The organism is Janibacter sp. Y6, from assembly GCF_040900765.1.
Lineage (GTDB): Bacteria > Actinomycetota > Actinomycetes > Actinomycetales > Dermatophilaceae > Marihabitans > Marihabitans melonis.
Window position 1 is genome coordinate 78862 of the sequence record NZ_JAKLYZ010000001.1, and the last position, 13170, is coordinate 92031.

General features: G+C 74.1%; 13 protein-coding genes. 12 read left to right on the plus strand and 1 reads right to left on the minus strand.

Going from position 1 to position 13170, the window contains the following annotated elements; all coding sequences use genetic code 11:
• Positions 1–26: 26 nt before the first annotated feature.
• A complete protein-coding gene (hisF, locus tag L6241_RS00380) occupies positions 27–815 on the plus strand; it encodes an imidazole glycerol phosphate synthase subunit HisF (RefSeq protein WP_368244330.1) in 789 nt (262 codons plus the stop codon).
• A 15-nt stretch (positions 816–830) separates the two neighbouring features.
• Here the strand turns inward: hisF and L6241_RS00385 are convergent, their stop codons facing one another.
• Positions 831–1469: a TIGR03085 family metal-binding protein gene (locus L6241_RS00385; protein ID WP_251720267.1), complete on the minus strand. Its 639-nt coding sequence runs from the start codon at positions 1467–1469 to the stop codon at positions 831–833.
• Between the two features lie 93 nt (positions 1470–1562).
• On the opposite strand from L6241_RS00385, the gene L6241_RS00390 reads away from it, so the two are divergent.
• From L6241_RS00390 to lgt, 11 genes are all read left to right on the plus strand, one after another.
• The gene (locus L6241_RS00390; RefSeq protein ID WP_368244331.1) at positions 1563–3461 is read left to right on the plus strand and encodes an ABC transporter ATP-binding protein; all 1899 of its coding nucleotides are present in this window, start codon (positions 1563–1565) and stop codon (positions 3459–3461) included.
• Positions 3458–5269 (plus strand): ABC transporter ATP-binding protein, encoded by a 1812-nt coding sequence (locus L6241_RS00395; RefSeq protein WP_368244332.1) that lies wholly within the window; start codon positions 3458–3460, stop codon positions 5267–5269. Before L6241_RS00390 ends, L6241_RS00395 begins: the two co-directional genes overlap by 4 nt.
• 84 nt (positions 5270–5353) lie before the next feature.
• On the plus strand, positions 5354–5734 hold the full coding sequence (gene hisI / locus L6241_RS00400) for a phosphoribosyl-AMP cyclohydrolase (protein WP_123091651.1): 381 nt from the start codon (positions 5354–5356) through the stop codon (positions 5732–5734).
• Positions 5731–7308 (plus strand): anthranilate synthase component I, encoded by a 1578-nt coding sequence (locus tag L6241_RS00405; protein ID WP_368244333.1) that lies wholly within the window; start codon positions 5731–5733, stop codon positions 7306–7308. Before hisI ends, L6241_RS00405 begins: the two co-directional genes overlap by 4 nt.
• Positions 7305–7886, plus strand: a complete 582-nt coding sequence (locus tag L6241_RS00410) for a Trp biosynthesis-associated membrane protein (protein WP_251720272.1) — start codon at positions 7305–7307, stop codon at positions 7884–7886. The genes L6241_RS00405 and L6241_RS00410 overlap by 4 nt, the downstream gene beginning before the upstream one ends.
• A gap of 43 nt (positions 7887–7929) precedes the next feature.
• Entirely contained in the window at positions 7930–8712 is a 783-nt protein-coding gene (trpC, locus tag L6241_RS00415) for an indole-3-glycerol phosphate synthase TrpC (protein ID WP_251720273.1), read from the plus strand.
• Positions 8709–9989 carry a tryptophan synthase subunit beta gene (gene trpB, locus L6241_RS00420; RefSeq protein WP_251720274.1) on the plus strand — a complete coding sequence of 427 codons (1281 nt, stop codon included), beginning with the start codon at positions 8709–8711 and terminating at the stop codon, positions 9987–9989. Before trpC ends, trpB begins: the two co-directional genes overlap by 4 nt.
• Positions 9990–9991: 2 nt before the next feature.
• Positions 9992–10801, plus strand: coding sequence for a tryptophan synthase subunit alpha (gene trpA / locus L6241_RS00425; protein WP_368244334.1), 810 nt, complete (start codon positions 9992–9994; stop codon positions 10799–10801).
• Positions 10801–11307: a DoxX family protein gene (locus L6241_RS00430; protein ID WP_368244335.1), complete on the plus strand. Its 507-nt coding sequence runs from the start codon at positions 10801–10803 to the stop codon at positions 11305–11307. The genes trpA and L6241_RS00430 overlap by 1 nt, the downstream gene beginning before the upstream one ends.
• A gap of 48 nt (positions 11308–11355) precedes the next feature.
• The gene (locus tag L6241_RS00435) at positions 11356–12126 is read left to right on the plus strand and encodes a DsbA family protein (RefSeq protein WP_368244336.1); all 771 of its coding nucleotides are present in this window, start codon (positions 11356–11358) and stop codon (positions 12124–12126) included.
• On the plus strand, positions 12126–13037 hold the full coding sequence (gene lgt, locus L6241_RS00440) for a prolipoprotein diacylglyceryl transferase (protein WP_368244337.1): 912 nt from the start codon (positions 12126–12128) through the stop codon (positions 13035–13037). Before L6241_RS00435 ends, lgt begins: the two co-directional genes overlap by 1 nt.
• Positions 13038–13170: the final 133 nt, after the last annotated feature.

The following is a 13170-nucleotide window of genomic DNA, read 5'->3' on the forward strand; positions in this document are numbered from 1 at the left end:
CTAGCCGGGGCGATACCCTGACCGACGTGTCCGTCGCCGTCCGTGTCATCCCCTGCCTCGACGTCGACGCCGGGCGCGTCGTCAAGGGCGTCAACTTCGCTGAGCTGAGAGACGCGGGCGACCCCGTCGAGCTGGCCCGCCGCTACGGCGCCGAGGGCGCCGACGAGTTGACCTTCCTCGACGTCACCGCGAGCAGCGGCGACCGGGCGACGACCTACGACGTCGTGAGCCGCACCGCCGAGGAGGTCTTCATCCCGCTGACCGTCGGCGGCGGGGTGCGCACGGTCGACGACGTCGACCGGCTGCTGCGGGTCGGGGCCGACAAGGTCGGGGTCAACACCGCGGCGATCACCCGCCCGGAGCTCATCAGCGAGGTCGCCGACCGCTTCGGCGCCCAGGTACTCGTCCTGTCCGCCGACGTGCGCCGTCGCCGGGGCGAGGACGGGGCGCTCGTCGGGGGCTTCGAGGTGACGACCCACGGCGGACGTCGGGGGACCGGCATCGACGCGATCTGGTGGTGCGCGCGGGCCGCCGAGCTCGGCGCCGGCGAGATCCTGCTCAACTCGATGGACGCCGACGGCACGAAGGGCGGCTTCGACATCGAGCTGCTCGCCGCGGTCCGGGCCGAGGTCGGCGTGCCGGTCATCGCGAGCGGGGGAGCGGGCAGCGCCGAGCACTTCGTGCCCGCGGTGGCCGCCGGGGCCGACGCCACGCTGGCCGCGAGCATCTTCCACTTCGGCGAGGTCGGCATCGGCGAGGTCAAGGACGCCCTCGAGGGTGCCGGCTACCCGGTGCGCCGGGGCCGCGCGCTCTGAGCGGCCCCGCCGACCTCACATCCCGAGGTCGGCCTCGGTGAGGGTGGCGACCGCGGCCTTCTCGCCGACGAACTCGACCTGGGCGACGCCCTTGCGCCCCGAGAGGAAGAGCAGGATCTCGCCCGGGTGACCGTGCACCTCGACGACGGGGTGGCCGGTGCCGACCCGCTTGCGGTGCTTGGCCGTGACGAGCTCGACGTCGACCCCCTTCGCCCCGCGCAGGAGCAGGGGGGCCATCTTCGCGAGTTGCTTGCCGAGGGCGGTCGTCAGCTCCTGGGGCAGGTGGCGGGGGTTGGCGTCTGCGGTGCCGCGACGCACGTCCTCGTGGTGGATGAACATCTCGACGAGGTTGGCCGCCTCGTCGACCCGGGCGACGCGGGTGGGGTGCCAGGCCGGCGGCCCGGTGCGCACGCGCTCGACGAGGGTGGCGAAGGGGGTGCGCGCGGCCAGCGACCGGGTGGCGGCGTCGGTGCGCCCGGCGAGGGCCGGGACGACGATGCCCGCGGCGAGGTCGAGACGGGCGCTCTCGCGGATGACGAGGTGCGCGGCGAGGTCGGCGACGCCCCAGGTCCCGCACAGCGTCGGGGCGTCGGGACCGGCTGCGAGCATCGTGTCGCAGAGCGCTCCGCGCTCCTCGTGGGCGAGTCGGCTCATTGGTCTACCTCACTGGGGTGGTCCGGTGTGTGTCCTGCGCTGTCGTCCTGACGTGGGAGGGTATCCCGGCGGAGCAGGCGGAAGGGGTCTGGGATGGGTGAGGTCGCGGTGGAGCAGCAGCTCCGGCGGCGCGGACAGCTCGCGACGATCCTGCGCGCGCTGCGCATCATCGGGTGGGGCGTGCGGGTGACCCCCGGCACCTTCGCCCTCGCGGTCGTCGGCAGCGTGATCTTCGGCGTGGCCACCGCGGGCATGGCCTGGGCCGTCGGCTGGGTCACCGAGCACCACGTGACGCCCGCCGTCACCGCCGGCGAGGTCGACGGGGGCCGCCTGGCGATCATCTTCGGCGCGATCGCGGCCGTCGTCGCCGCGACGACGGTCGGCGTGCTCGGCCGGCGCATCTTCGGGGCGATGGTCATGTACGGCATCGCGGCCGACTACCGACGCCGCGTCACGCGCCAGTACCTGCGTCTGCCCCTCACGTGGCACCACCGCCACCCCTCCGGCCAGCTCTTGTCGAACGCCAACGCCGACGTCGAGGCGACGTGGTTCGTCTTCATGCCGCTGCCCATGGCGCTCGGCGTGCTCGTCATGCTGGCCTTCGGCCTCGTCCAGATGGCTCTCGTCGACCCGGTGATGATGCTCGTCGGGCTCACCTGCTTCCCGCTGCTCATGATCGCCAACGGGGTCTACCAGCGCCGGATGACGCCGCTGGCGACGACGGCCCAGCAGCTGCGCGCCGAGGTGAGCGAGGTCGCCCACGAGTCGCTCGAGGCAGCGCTCGTCGTGAAGTCGATGGGTGCCGAGGAGCGCGAGACGCGCCGTTTCGCCGAGGTCACCGGCCGGCTGCGCCAGGCCAACATCGCCGTCGGTCGCACCCGCGGCACCTTCGACCCCGTCATCGAGGCCATCCCGCAGCTCGCCACGCTCGTCGTCCTGGCCGCCGGCACCGCACGGGTGGGCAGCGGGGCGATGACCCCCGCCGAGGTCGTCCAGGTCGCGTACCTCATCGCCGTCCTCGCCTTCCCCGTGCGTGCCTTCGGCTGGGTGCTCGGCGAGCTGCCGCGCACCGTCGTCGCCTACGAGCGGGTCGAGCGCGTCCTCCAGGAGAGCGGGCACACGACCCACGGGCCGCGGCGCCTCGACGGCCGCGGGCCGGTCGAGCTCGCCCTCGAGGGCGTCTCCTTCCGCTACGAGAGCGCCGAGCGCACCGATCTCGCCGAGCGCGACGAGGACGAGGTCGCCGCGTCCGTCGGCGTCCCGGACCGGCCGCTCGCCGTCGACGGCGTCGACCTGCGCATCGCGCCCGGGCGCACCGTGGCGCTCGTCGGCCCGACCGGGTCGGGCAAGTCGACCCTCGCCGCGCTCACCACCCGCCTGCTCGAGACCACCGCCGGCACCGTGCGCTACGACGGCGTCGACCTCACCGAGCTCGCCGCCGGAGAGGTCAGCCGGGCGGCGGCGCTCGTGCCGCAGGGCACCTTCCTCTTCGACGACACCGTCCGGGGCAACATCACCCTCGGCGAGCAGATCGACGACGACGCGGTCGAGCGCGCCCTGCGCCTGGCGCAGGCGTGGGACTTCGTCGGCCGGCTGCCGCACGGCCTCGACACCGAGGTCGGCGAGCGCGGCGCGTCGCTGTCCGGCGGGCAGCGCCAGCGGCTCGCGCTCGCCCGGGCCGTCGTGCGAGAGCCCCGGCTGCTCGTCCTCGACGACGCCACCTCGGCGGTCGACCCCTCCGTCGAGCTGGCGATCCTCCACGGCCTGCAGGAGCGCAGCGGGGGCTCCACGGTGCTGCTCGTCGCCTACCGGCTCTCGACGATCGCGCTCGCCGACGAGGTCGTCCACCTCGAGGGCGGCCGGGTCGTCGACCGGGGGACCCACGCCGAGCTGCTCGGTCGGGACGCCTCCTACGCCCACCTCGTCACCGCGTACGCGCGCCAGGCCGACGAACGCGCCGAGCGCGCCGAGCGCGCGGAGGTGAGCGCATGAGCACCGACACCCGTCCCGCGCAGGACGAGGCCCTGCCCGGTCTCGTCAGCTCGCAGGGGTCGACGTGGTCGACCCTGCGCCGCGGTCTCGCGCTCTCGCCCGAGCTGACCCGCGGCATCTGGGTGACGATCGGGCTGGCTGGGCTCATGACGCTCGGTCGCGTGGTCATCCCGGTCGCGGTCCAGCAGGTCACCGACCACGGCTTCGGCGCTCCCGGCGGCGTCGACACCGGCTACGTCTGGCGCCTCGTCGCGGTGTGCGCCGTCGTCGTGCTCCTCACCGCGTGGTGCGGCTACCTCGTCAACGTCCGCCTCTTCACGGCCTCCGAGTCGGGGCTGGCGACGCTGCGCACGACGGCCTTCCGGCACATCCACGACCTGTCGATGCTCACCCAGAGCTCCCAGCGCCGCGGGTCGATGACCTCACGGGTGACCTCCGACGTCGACACGATCAGCCAGTTCGCCCAGTTCGGCGGCATCATCCTCGTCGTCAGCACCGGGCAGATCCTCGTCTCGCTGCTCCTCATGGCCTTCTACAGCCCGGTGCTGCTCCTCGTCGTGCTCGTGAGCTTCGTCCCGCTCTTCGTCGCCGTGACGCGGCTGCAGCGGGTCCTCGGCCGGGCCTACCTCGCCGTGCGCGAGCGCGTCGGAGACATGCTCGCCGCCATCTCCGAGTCGATCGGGGGCGCCGAGACGATCCGGGCCCACCACCTCCAGGACCGCACGGCAGCCCGGATCGACGGGGCGGTCGAGGCCCACCGCTCCGCCGCCGTGCGGGCCCACGTCCGCTCCTCGCTCGCCTTCGGCGTCGGGCAGTTCTTCACCGGCCTGACCCTGGGCACCGTGCTCGCGGTCGGCACGTGGCTCGCCGTGCACGGTCACCTCACCCTCGGCGAGCTGCTCGCCTTCCTCTTCCTCGTCAACCTCTTCACCCAGCCGGTGCAGCAGGCCACCGAGATCCTCAACGAGCTGCAGAACGCCGTCGCCGGGTGGCGCCGGGTCCTCGACGTCGTCGAGACCCCGGCCGACATCGCCGACCCGGGCGAGGACGGCGAGGTGCTCCCGCGCGGTCCCGTGGCCGTCGAGCTGAGCGATGTCGGCTTCGCCTACCCGGGCGGACCGCCGGTCCTCACCGACGTCAGCTGGCGGGTCGAGCCGCACAGCCGCGTGGCCGTCGTCGGCGAGACCGGGTCGGGCAAGTCGACGCTGGCCAAGCTGCTCACCCGCCTCGTCGACCCCTCGTCGGGCGAGGTGCGCCTCGACGGCGTCGAGCTGTCGCGGGTGCGCTTCTCCAGCCTGCGCGAGCGCGTCGTCCTCGTGCCGCAGGAGGGCTTCCTTTTCGACGCCGACCTCGCGACGAACATCCGGCTTGGCGCCCCCGACGCGAGCGACGCGCGGATCCAGGCCGCCGTCGACGACCTCGGGCTCGGCCCGTGGCTGTCCGGCCTGCCGGCCGGGCTGGCCTCGCAGGTCGGCCCGCGCGGCGAGTCGCTCTCGGCGGGCGAGCGCCAGCTCGTCGCCATCGTCCGCGCCTACCTCGCCGACCCCGACCTCCTCGTCCTCGACGAGGCGACGAGCGCGGTCGACCCGGCGACGGAGGTGCGAATCCAGGACGCCCTCGACCGGCTGCTCGAGGGCCGCACCTCGGTGACGATCGCCCACCGCCTGTCGACCGCGGAGGCGGCCGACGAGGTCGTCGTCGTCGACGCGGGCCGCATCGTCGAGCGCGGCCCGCACCGCGACCTCGTCGGTGCCGGTGGCACCTACTCCGCGCTGCACGCGTCGTGGGCGGCCCAGCAGCAGCACTGAGGGTCGGTCAGGGCCCAAGGGTCAGGGTGGCCCGGGTGACGGGCGAGTTGTCGGGCGCGGGTGTGGCTGAGGCACGATGTGCGGGTGCCCGAGACCACCCCTTCGCCCCTGCCCGCCGAGATCGCCGACCGGCTCTCGCGCGACCCCGCCGGCCTCGTCGCCGCGGTGATCCAGCAGCACGACACCCGTGAGGTGCTCATGCTCGGGTGGATGGACGACGAGGCCCTGCACCGCACGCTGACGACCGGGCGGGTGACCTTCTGGTCGCGCAGCCGCGGCGAGTACTGGCGCAAGGGCGACACCTCGGGCCATGCCCAGCACGTGCGCTCCGTCGCGCTCGACTGCGACGGAGACGCGCTCCTCGTCCAGGTCGAGCAGGTCGGCGCGGCCTGTCACACCGGGGACCGCACGTGCTTCGACGCGGGCCGGCTCGACGCCGTCGTCAGTGACGGGGGAGCGGCATGACCGCGCTGCCCGAGCTCGGCTACGGACGTACGTGGCCCGATGCCGACACCTTCGGCGTCCTCGCCCGCGACCGGCGCGTCATCCCCGTCGTGCGCCGGCTCATGGCCGACGCCGAGACCCCGCTGTCGGTCTACCGCAAGCTGGCGAAGGGGGAGCCCGGCACCTTCCTGCTCGAGTCCGCCGAGCAGGGCGTGTGGTCGCGCTGGTCGATCATCGGGGCCCGCAGCCGCGCCACCCTCACCGAGCGCTACGGCGAGGCGCTGTGGATCGGCGAGCCGCCGGCCGGGGTGCCGACGACCGGCTCGCCGGTCGAGGTCCTGCGCGCCACCCTCGAGGCCCTGCGCACCGAGCCGGTCGAGGGCCTGCCGCCGCTGACGTCCGGGATGGTCGGCGCGATCTCCTACGACGCGGTCCGGCGCTGGGAGCGGGTCCCGGCGACCCTGCCCGACGTGCTCGGCGTCCCCGAGGTCGGCATGGTGCTCGCCACCGACGTCGCCGTCCTCGACCACTCCGACGGCTCGCTGATCCTCATCGCCAACGCGATCAACTACGACGACACCGACGAGCGGGTCGACCAGGCCTACGACGACGCGGTGGCCCGTCTCGACGAGATGGTGCTCGCCCTCGCCGAGCCGGCGCCCAGCACGGTCGCCACCGTCGACCCCGACGTCGTCGCCGACGCCATGGCCTCGGTGACGAGCGACGTGACCCCCGAGCGCTACCAGGAGATCGTCGAGGAGGCGAAGGAGGACATCCGCGCCGGCGAGGTCTTCCAGGTCGTCCTCTCGCAGCGCTTCTCCATGGACTGCCCGGCCGACCCGACGGAGGTCTACCGCGCGCTGCGGGCGGCCAACCCGAGCCCGTACATGTACTTCTTCCGCCTGCCGCGCGCCGACGGCAGCACCTACGACGTCGTCGGCGGCTCGCCCGAGGCGCTCGTCACCGTCACCGGCCGCGAGGCGCTGACCCACCCGATCGCCGGCACCCGGCCCCGGGGCAAGACGCTCGAGGAGGACATCGCCCTCGCCGAGGAGCTGCTCGCCGACCCCAAGGAGCGTTCCGAGCACGTCATGCTCGTCGACCTCGGGCGCAACGACCTCCAGCGGGTGTGCGAGGCGGGCACCGTCGACTGCCTCGAGCTCATGGACGTCCGGCGCTACAGCCACGTCACCCACCTCGAGTCCACGGTCGTCGGCCGGATGCGCCCCGAGGTCAGCGCCTACGACGTCCTCGTCTCGACCTTCCCCGCCGGCACCCTGTCGGGGGCGCCCAAGCCCCGTGCCCTCGCCCTCATCGAGCACTACGAGCGCAGCCGCCGCGGCGTCTACGGCGGGGTCGTCGGCTACCTCGACTTCCACGGCGACATGGACATGGCCATCGCCATCCGCACCGCGCTCGTCATCGACGGGCGGGCGCACGTCCAGGCCGGCGCCGGCATCGTCGCCGACTCCGTGCCCCACCTCGAGCACGCCGAGTGCGTGGCCAAGGCCGGGGCCGCCCTGCGGGCGGTCGCGACGGCCGGGGCGATGCGCACGGTGGGCCCGACGCAGCGGGGCCACGGGGGCACGGCATGAGGTCCGTGCTCACCCGCAAGCTCGTCGTCCTGCTCCTCGCCCTGCTCGGGGCGCTCGTCGCCCTCGCCGCCACCCGCGGGGTGTGGGTGAGCGGCACCGTCACCGACGTCGCCGGGGCCACCCCCGCCGAGGCGACCGGGGGAGAGGCCGCCCCGGGCCTGGCCGGTGTCGCCCTCGTCGGCGCGGCGGCCGCCGTCGCGGCCCTCACAAGCGGTCGGATCGGTCGCGTCGTCTCCGCGCTGGCCCTCCTCGGCGTCCTCGTCGTCGTCCTCGTGCTCGTCGTTCGGGTCCTGCTCGACCCCGCGGCGGTGCTCGGCTCGGTCGCCGGGGGCCGCTCCGGCACCACGGCGACCCTGCCGGCCGAGGCGTCCGTGACCGCCTGGCCGTGGGTCGCCGTGGCCAGCGTCGTCCCCTTCGCCCTGGCCGCCCTCGGCGTCCTCCTCGCCGGCGGCCGGTGGAGCGCGCTCGGCGCCGACTCCTCCGGCGGGCGCTCCGCGACCGTGGCCGGCGGGAGCGGCACGGGCGCCCCGCGCTCGGACTGGGACCGCCTCAGCGAGGGCGAGGACCCCACGACGTGAGGCAGCGTGCCGGGGGCCCAGCCGCGGAGACTAACCTGGCCCCATGCCCAGCGTCCTGACCCAGATCATCGACGGCGTGCGCGAGGACCTCGCCGCCCGGGAGCTCGATCTCCCGCTGCGCGACGTGCAGCGACGGGCCGAGGAGGCCCCCGCCCCGCGCGACGCGTGGTCGCGGCTGCGCGCCCCCGAGCTGAGCGTCATCTCCGAGGTCAAGCGCTCGAGCCCGAGCAAGGGCCCCCTCGCCGAGATCCCCGACCCCGCAGCCCTGGCGAGCCAGTACGCGCAGGGCGGGGCGACCGCGATCTCCGTGCTCACCGAGCAGCGCCGCTTCGGCGGCTCGCTCGCCGACCTCGACGCCGTGCGCGCCGCGGTCGACGTGCCCGTGCTGCGCAAGGACTTCGTCGTCACGCCCTACCAGGTGTGGGAGGCCCGGGCCCACGGCGCCGACATCGTCCTGCTCATCGTCGCCGCCCTCGACGACCTCCAGCTCGCCGAGCTGCTCGCCCTCACCGGCCGGCTCGGCATGACCGCGCTCGTCGAGGTGCACGACGAGGCGGAGACCGTCCGCGCCGTCGACTCCGGCGCCTCGGTCATCGGCGTCAACAACCGCAACCTCAAGACCCTGGAGGTCGACATCTCCACCTTCGCCAGGCTCGCCCCGCTCGTCCCCGACGGGTGCGTGAAGGTCGCCGAGTCCGGCGTCCGCGACGTCGCCGACGCCGCCACCTTCGCCGCTGCCGGCGCCGACGCGATCCTCGTCGGCGAGGCCCTCGTCACCGGCGGCGACCCGGCCGCCGCGGTCGCCGCGATGCGAGGCGTGCGATGAGCGCCCCCGTCCAGGCCGGCCGCTTCGGCCGCTTCGGCGGCCGGTACGTGCCCGAGGCCCTCATCCCCGCGCTCGAGGAGCTCGACGAGGCCCGCCAGAAGGCCGTCCTCGACCCCGACTTCACCGACGAGCTCGACCGGCTGCACCGCACGTACACCGGTCGTCCGAGCATCATCACCGAGGTGCCGCGCTTCGCCGCGCACGCCGGCGGGGTGCGGATGATCCTCAAGCGCGAGGACCTCAACCACACCGGCTCGCACAAGATCAACAACGTCCTCGCGCAGTGCCTGCTCGCCCAGCGGATGGGCAAGCGCCGCGTCATCGCCGAGACCGGCGCCGGCCAGCACGGCGTCGCGACGGCGACCGCCGCCGCGCTCATGGGTCTCGAGTGCACCGTCTACATGGGCCGGGTCGACACCGAGCGCCAGGCGCTCAACGTCGCCCGCATGCGCATCCTCGGGGCCGAGGTCGTCGCCGTCGAGCACGGCAGCGCGACGCTCAAGGACGCCATCAACGAGGCCCTGCGCGACTGGGTGACCAACGTCGGGCACACCCACTACGTGCTCGGCACGGTGACCGGGCCGCACCCCTTCCCCGAGATGGTCCGCGACTTCCACAAGATCATCGGCGAGGAGGCGCGCGACCAGGTCCTCGGGCTCACCGGTCGTCTGCCCGACGCCGTCGTCGCCTGCGTCGGCGGCGGGTCCAACGCGATGGGGATCTTCCACCGCTTCGTCGAGGACACCGACGTCCGCCTCGTCGGGATCGAGGCCGCGGGCGCGGGGGTCACGACGGGCCGGCACGCCGCCCGCTTCGCCACCGCCGACCCCGGGGTGCTGCACGGCGCGATGAGCTATCTCATGCAGGACCGCGAGGGCCAGACCCTCGAGACCCACTCGATCTCTGCCGGCCTGGACTACCCGAGCGTCGGCCCCGAGCACGCCCACCTGCGCGACACCGGTCGGGCCGAGTACCGGTACGCCACGGACGACGAGGCCATGGAGGCCTTCCGCCTGCTGTGCCGCACCGAGGGCATCATCCCGGCGATCGAGTCGGCCCACGCCCTCGCGGGCGCCCTCGTGCTCGGGCGCGAGCTCGGGCCCGACGGGCTCGTCCTCGTCAACCTCTCCGGTCGCGGCGACAAGGACATGCACACCGCCGCCCAGTACTTCGGGCTCGTCGACGGCGAGCTGCCGCCGCCGAGCGGGGAGGCGACCGCCGACGGCGGCGCCGAGAGCGTCACGCCGGTGCAGGACGACGGGGGAGTGCAGGAGTGAGCGTGCAGACCACGGACCTCGGTGTCGTTGAGGTCCTCGCCCGGTGCCGGGCCGAGGGGCGCGCCGCGCTCGTCGGCTACCTGCCCGTCGGCTACCCCGACGTCCCGACCTCGATCCGCGCGATGGAGGTCATGTGCGCCGCCGGGGTCGACGTCGTCGAGGTCGGCATGCCCTACAGCGACCCCCTCATGGACGGGCCCGTCATCCAGCGCGCGGCCACCGAGGCCCTGGAGCGCGGGGTCCACGTCGACGACGTCTTCGCCGCGACGGCTGCGGTGCGGGCCACGGGCACCCCGCCGCTCGTCATGTCGTACTGGAACCTCGTCCTGCGGCGCGGGGTGGCGCAGTACGCCGCCGACCTCGCCGCCGCCGGGGGAGCGGGTCTCATCACCCCCGACCTCGTGCCCGACGAGGCCCAGGACTGGGTCGAGGCCTCCGACGAGCACGGTCTCGACCGGGTCTTCCTCGTCGCCCCGAGCTCGACCCCGGAGCGGCTCGAGCGGGTCACCGCGGCCTGCCGCGGCTTCGTCTACGCCGCGTCGACGATGGGCGTCACCGGCGCCCGCACGAGCGTCGGCGACACCGCGGGCGAGCTCGTCGCCCGGGTGCGCGAGCACACCGACACCCCGGTCTGCGTCGGTCTCGGCGTGTCGACCCGCGAGCAGGCGGCGCAGATCGCCCGCTTCGCCGACGGGGTCATCGTCGGGTCCGCGCTCGTCGCCACCCTCCAGGACGTCCCGGCGCAGGAGGGCCTGGAGCGCCTCGACGCGCTGACCCGCGAGCTCGCCGCCGGCGTGCGCGGGGGCCGGTGATGACCGGGGCGACGACGACCGCGGACGCGGCGACGACGTCGCGCCGCCCGCTCGTCCTCGACGTCCTCGGGCTGCTCGCCCGGCTCGTCCTCGGCGGGGCGTTCCTGCTCGCCGGCGGGCTGAAGATCGGCAACCCCTCCGGCTCGGCCCGTGCCGTCCAGGCCTACGACGTCCTCCCCTTCGAGGTGGCCCGGCTCGTCGGCTACGGGCTGCCCTACGTCGAGCTGATCCTCGGCCAGCTCCTCGTCCTCGGGCTCTTCACCCGGGCGAGCGCGGTGCTCGGGGGTCTGCTCATGGTGGTCTTCGTCGTCGGCATCGCCCAGGCCTGGGCCCGCGGCCTGACCATCGACTGCGGCTGCTTCGGCGGCGGCGGCCAGGTCGCCGCCGACCAGACCGAGTACGGCACCGAGATCCTGCGCGACCTCGGCCTGGCCCTGTGCGGGGCCTACCTCGTCGTGCGACCGCGCACCCTCGCCGGTCTCGACCGCGCCCTCCTCGGGCGCTGACCCCCCTTCGTCCCCACCCGACCAGACGCATAGCAAGGCAGGCACGTGATGAGCCAGGACAGGCAGGCCAAGATCCAGGCGGCGGCGAAGGGGCAGCGCACCGGCGCCAACCCCCTCCTCGTCGGGGGCGTCGTGCTCATCGTCGCGGTGGTCGTCGTCGTCGCCGGCGTCGTGTGGTCGAGCCAGAAGGACGCCGTCCAGACCGGCGGCCCGCCGCCCGGGACCCAGATGGGACAGCCCTTCGAGCCCTACCCGGACGCCCCGACCGTCGAGGGCGCGCCGACGCTCGACGTCTACGAGGACTTCCGGTGCCCGGCGTGCAAGCTCTTCGAGCAGGCCTTCAGCCAGACCGTCGGTGACCTCGCCCAGGAGGGCAAGATCGAGCTGCGGGTCCACCTCAAGACGGTCATCGACTCCAACTTCGGCCAGGAGGGCTCCTCGGTGGCCGCGAGCAGCGCGCTGTGCGCGGCCGACCAGGGCGGCTGGACCGGCATGCACCAGTGGCTCTTCGCCAACCAGCCGACGGAGCCCGGTGAGTTCACGAAGGACCAGCTCGAGCAGGGCGCGAAGGCCGGGGGCCTGTCCGGCGACCAGCTCGACGCGTGGCAGGAGTGCAGCGACGCGGGTGTCTACCGGGCCTACGTGCGCAGCGTCGACGACCAGTCGGTCAAGGACCAGATCACCTCGACCCCTACGATCGTCGTCGACGGCACCCAGCTGAGCTGGGGCGCCCTCGTGCCCGACGGCCGGCCCGACGTCGACGCATTCACCCGGATCGTCACCAGCGGTGAGGTCCCGAAGAACATGGTGGTCTCCTGATGAGCCTCGCACCCCCGACCGTCGCCGTCCCGGCCGCGCTGCCCAGCCCCGAGGTCGGCGCGTGGAACATCGGCCCGCTGACGATCCACGCCTACGCGCTGTGCATCCTCGCCGGCATCATGGCCGCCGTCTGGATCGCCCAGAAGCGGATCGAGACCCGCGGCGGGCGTGAGGGCGTCGTCCTCGACATCGCCCTGTGGGCGGTGCCCGCCGGCATCATCGGCGCGCGGGTCTACCACGTCATCACCACCCCGGAGCCCTACTTCGGGCCCGGCGGCTCGCTCGTCGCCGCGCTGCAGATCTGGAACGGCGGGCTCGGCATCTGGGGCGCCGTCACCGGGGGAGCGGTCGGCGCGTGGATCGCGGCCCGCCGCTACGACGTGCCGATCGGGGCCCTCGCCGACTCGGTCGCGCCCGCGCTGCCCGTCGCCCAGGCGATCGGGCGCTGGGGCAACTGGTTCAACAACGAGCTCTACGGGCGCGAGACCGACGTGCCGTGGGCGCTGGAGATCCACCGCTGGGACAGCTCCACGGGACGGGCCGTCCTCGACGCCTCCGGCCAGGCCGAGGTCATCGGGACCTTCCACCCGATCTTCCTCTACGAGTCGATCTTCTGCCTGCTCCTCGCCCTCGCCCTGCTCCTGCTCGACCGGCGCCGCTCGCTGCACCCGGGGCAGCTCTTCGGCGCCTACGTCATGGGCTACCCGCTCGGCCGGGTCGTGCTGGAGACGATGCGCACCGACGAGGCGCAGATCGTCCTCGGGCAGCGCCTCAACGTGTGGACCAGCCTCGTCGTCGTCGTCATCGGCGCGGTGATCTGGGTGCTCGCCGGACGGCGGGCGAAGGGCGCGACCGGCGCCCCGGACGCCCCGGAGGACCGGGTCGAGACGCCCTCGTCGACCACCGGCTGAGCCGCGTCTCGCCATTCGAGATCGGGCGGTCACCAGGTAAGACGCTGTCCTGCTACTCTCGCCGCGTGGCCGCTGCCGTCCACGCCGCCCGCACGCCTCGGGCCCGCCTGCACGTCCCATCGCTGCGGCGACG

Coding starts and splice junctions, on each gene's coding strand:
- L6241_RS00385 (WP_251720267.1), bottom strand. CDS start 1,469: ATGAGCCGACTCGCCCACGAGGAGCGCGGAGCGCTCTGCGACACGATG.
- L6241_RS00390 (WP_368244331.1), top strand. CDS start 1,563: ATGGGTGAGGTCGCGGTGGAGCAGCAGCTCCGGCGGCGCGGACAGCTC.
- L6241_RS00395 (WP_368244332.1), top strand. CDS start 3,458: ATGAGCACCGACACCCGTCCCGCGCAGGACGAGGCCCTGCCCGGTCTC.
- L6241_RS00405 (WP_368244333.1), top strand. CDS start 5,731: ATGACCGCGCTGCCCGAGCTCGGCTACGGACGTACGTGGCCCGATGCC.
- L6241_RS00410 (WP_251720272.1), top strand. CDS start 7,305: ATGAGGTCCGTGCTCACCCGCAAGCTCGTCGTCCTGCTCCTCGCCCTG.
- trpC (WP_251720273.1), top strand. CDS start 7,930: ATGCCCAGCGTCCTGACCCAGATCATCGACGGCGTGCGCGAGGACCTC.
- trpB (WP_251720274.1), top strand. CDS start 8,709: ATGAGCGCCCCCGTCCAGGCCGGCCGCTTCGGCCGCTTCGGCGGCCGG.
- L6241_RS00430 (WP_368244335.1), top strand. CDS start 10,801: ATGACCGGGGCGACGACGACCGCGGACGCGGCGACGACGTCGCGCCGC.
- L6241_RS00435 (WP_368244336.1), top strand. CDS start 11,356: ATGAGCCAGGACAGGCAGGCCAAGATCCAGGCGGCGGCGAAGGGGCAG.
- lgt (WP_368244337.1), top strand. CDS start 12,126: ATGAGCCTCGCACCCCCGACCGTCGCCGTCCCGGCCGCGCTGCCCAGC.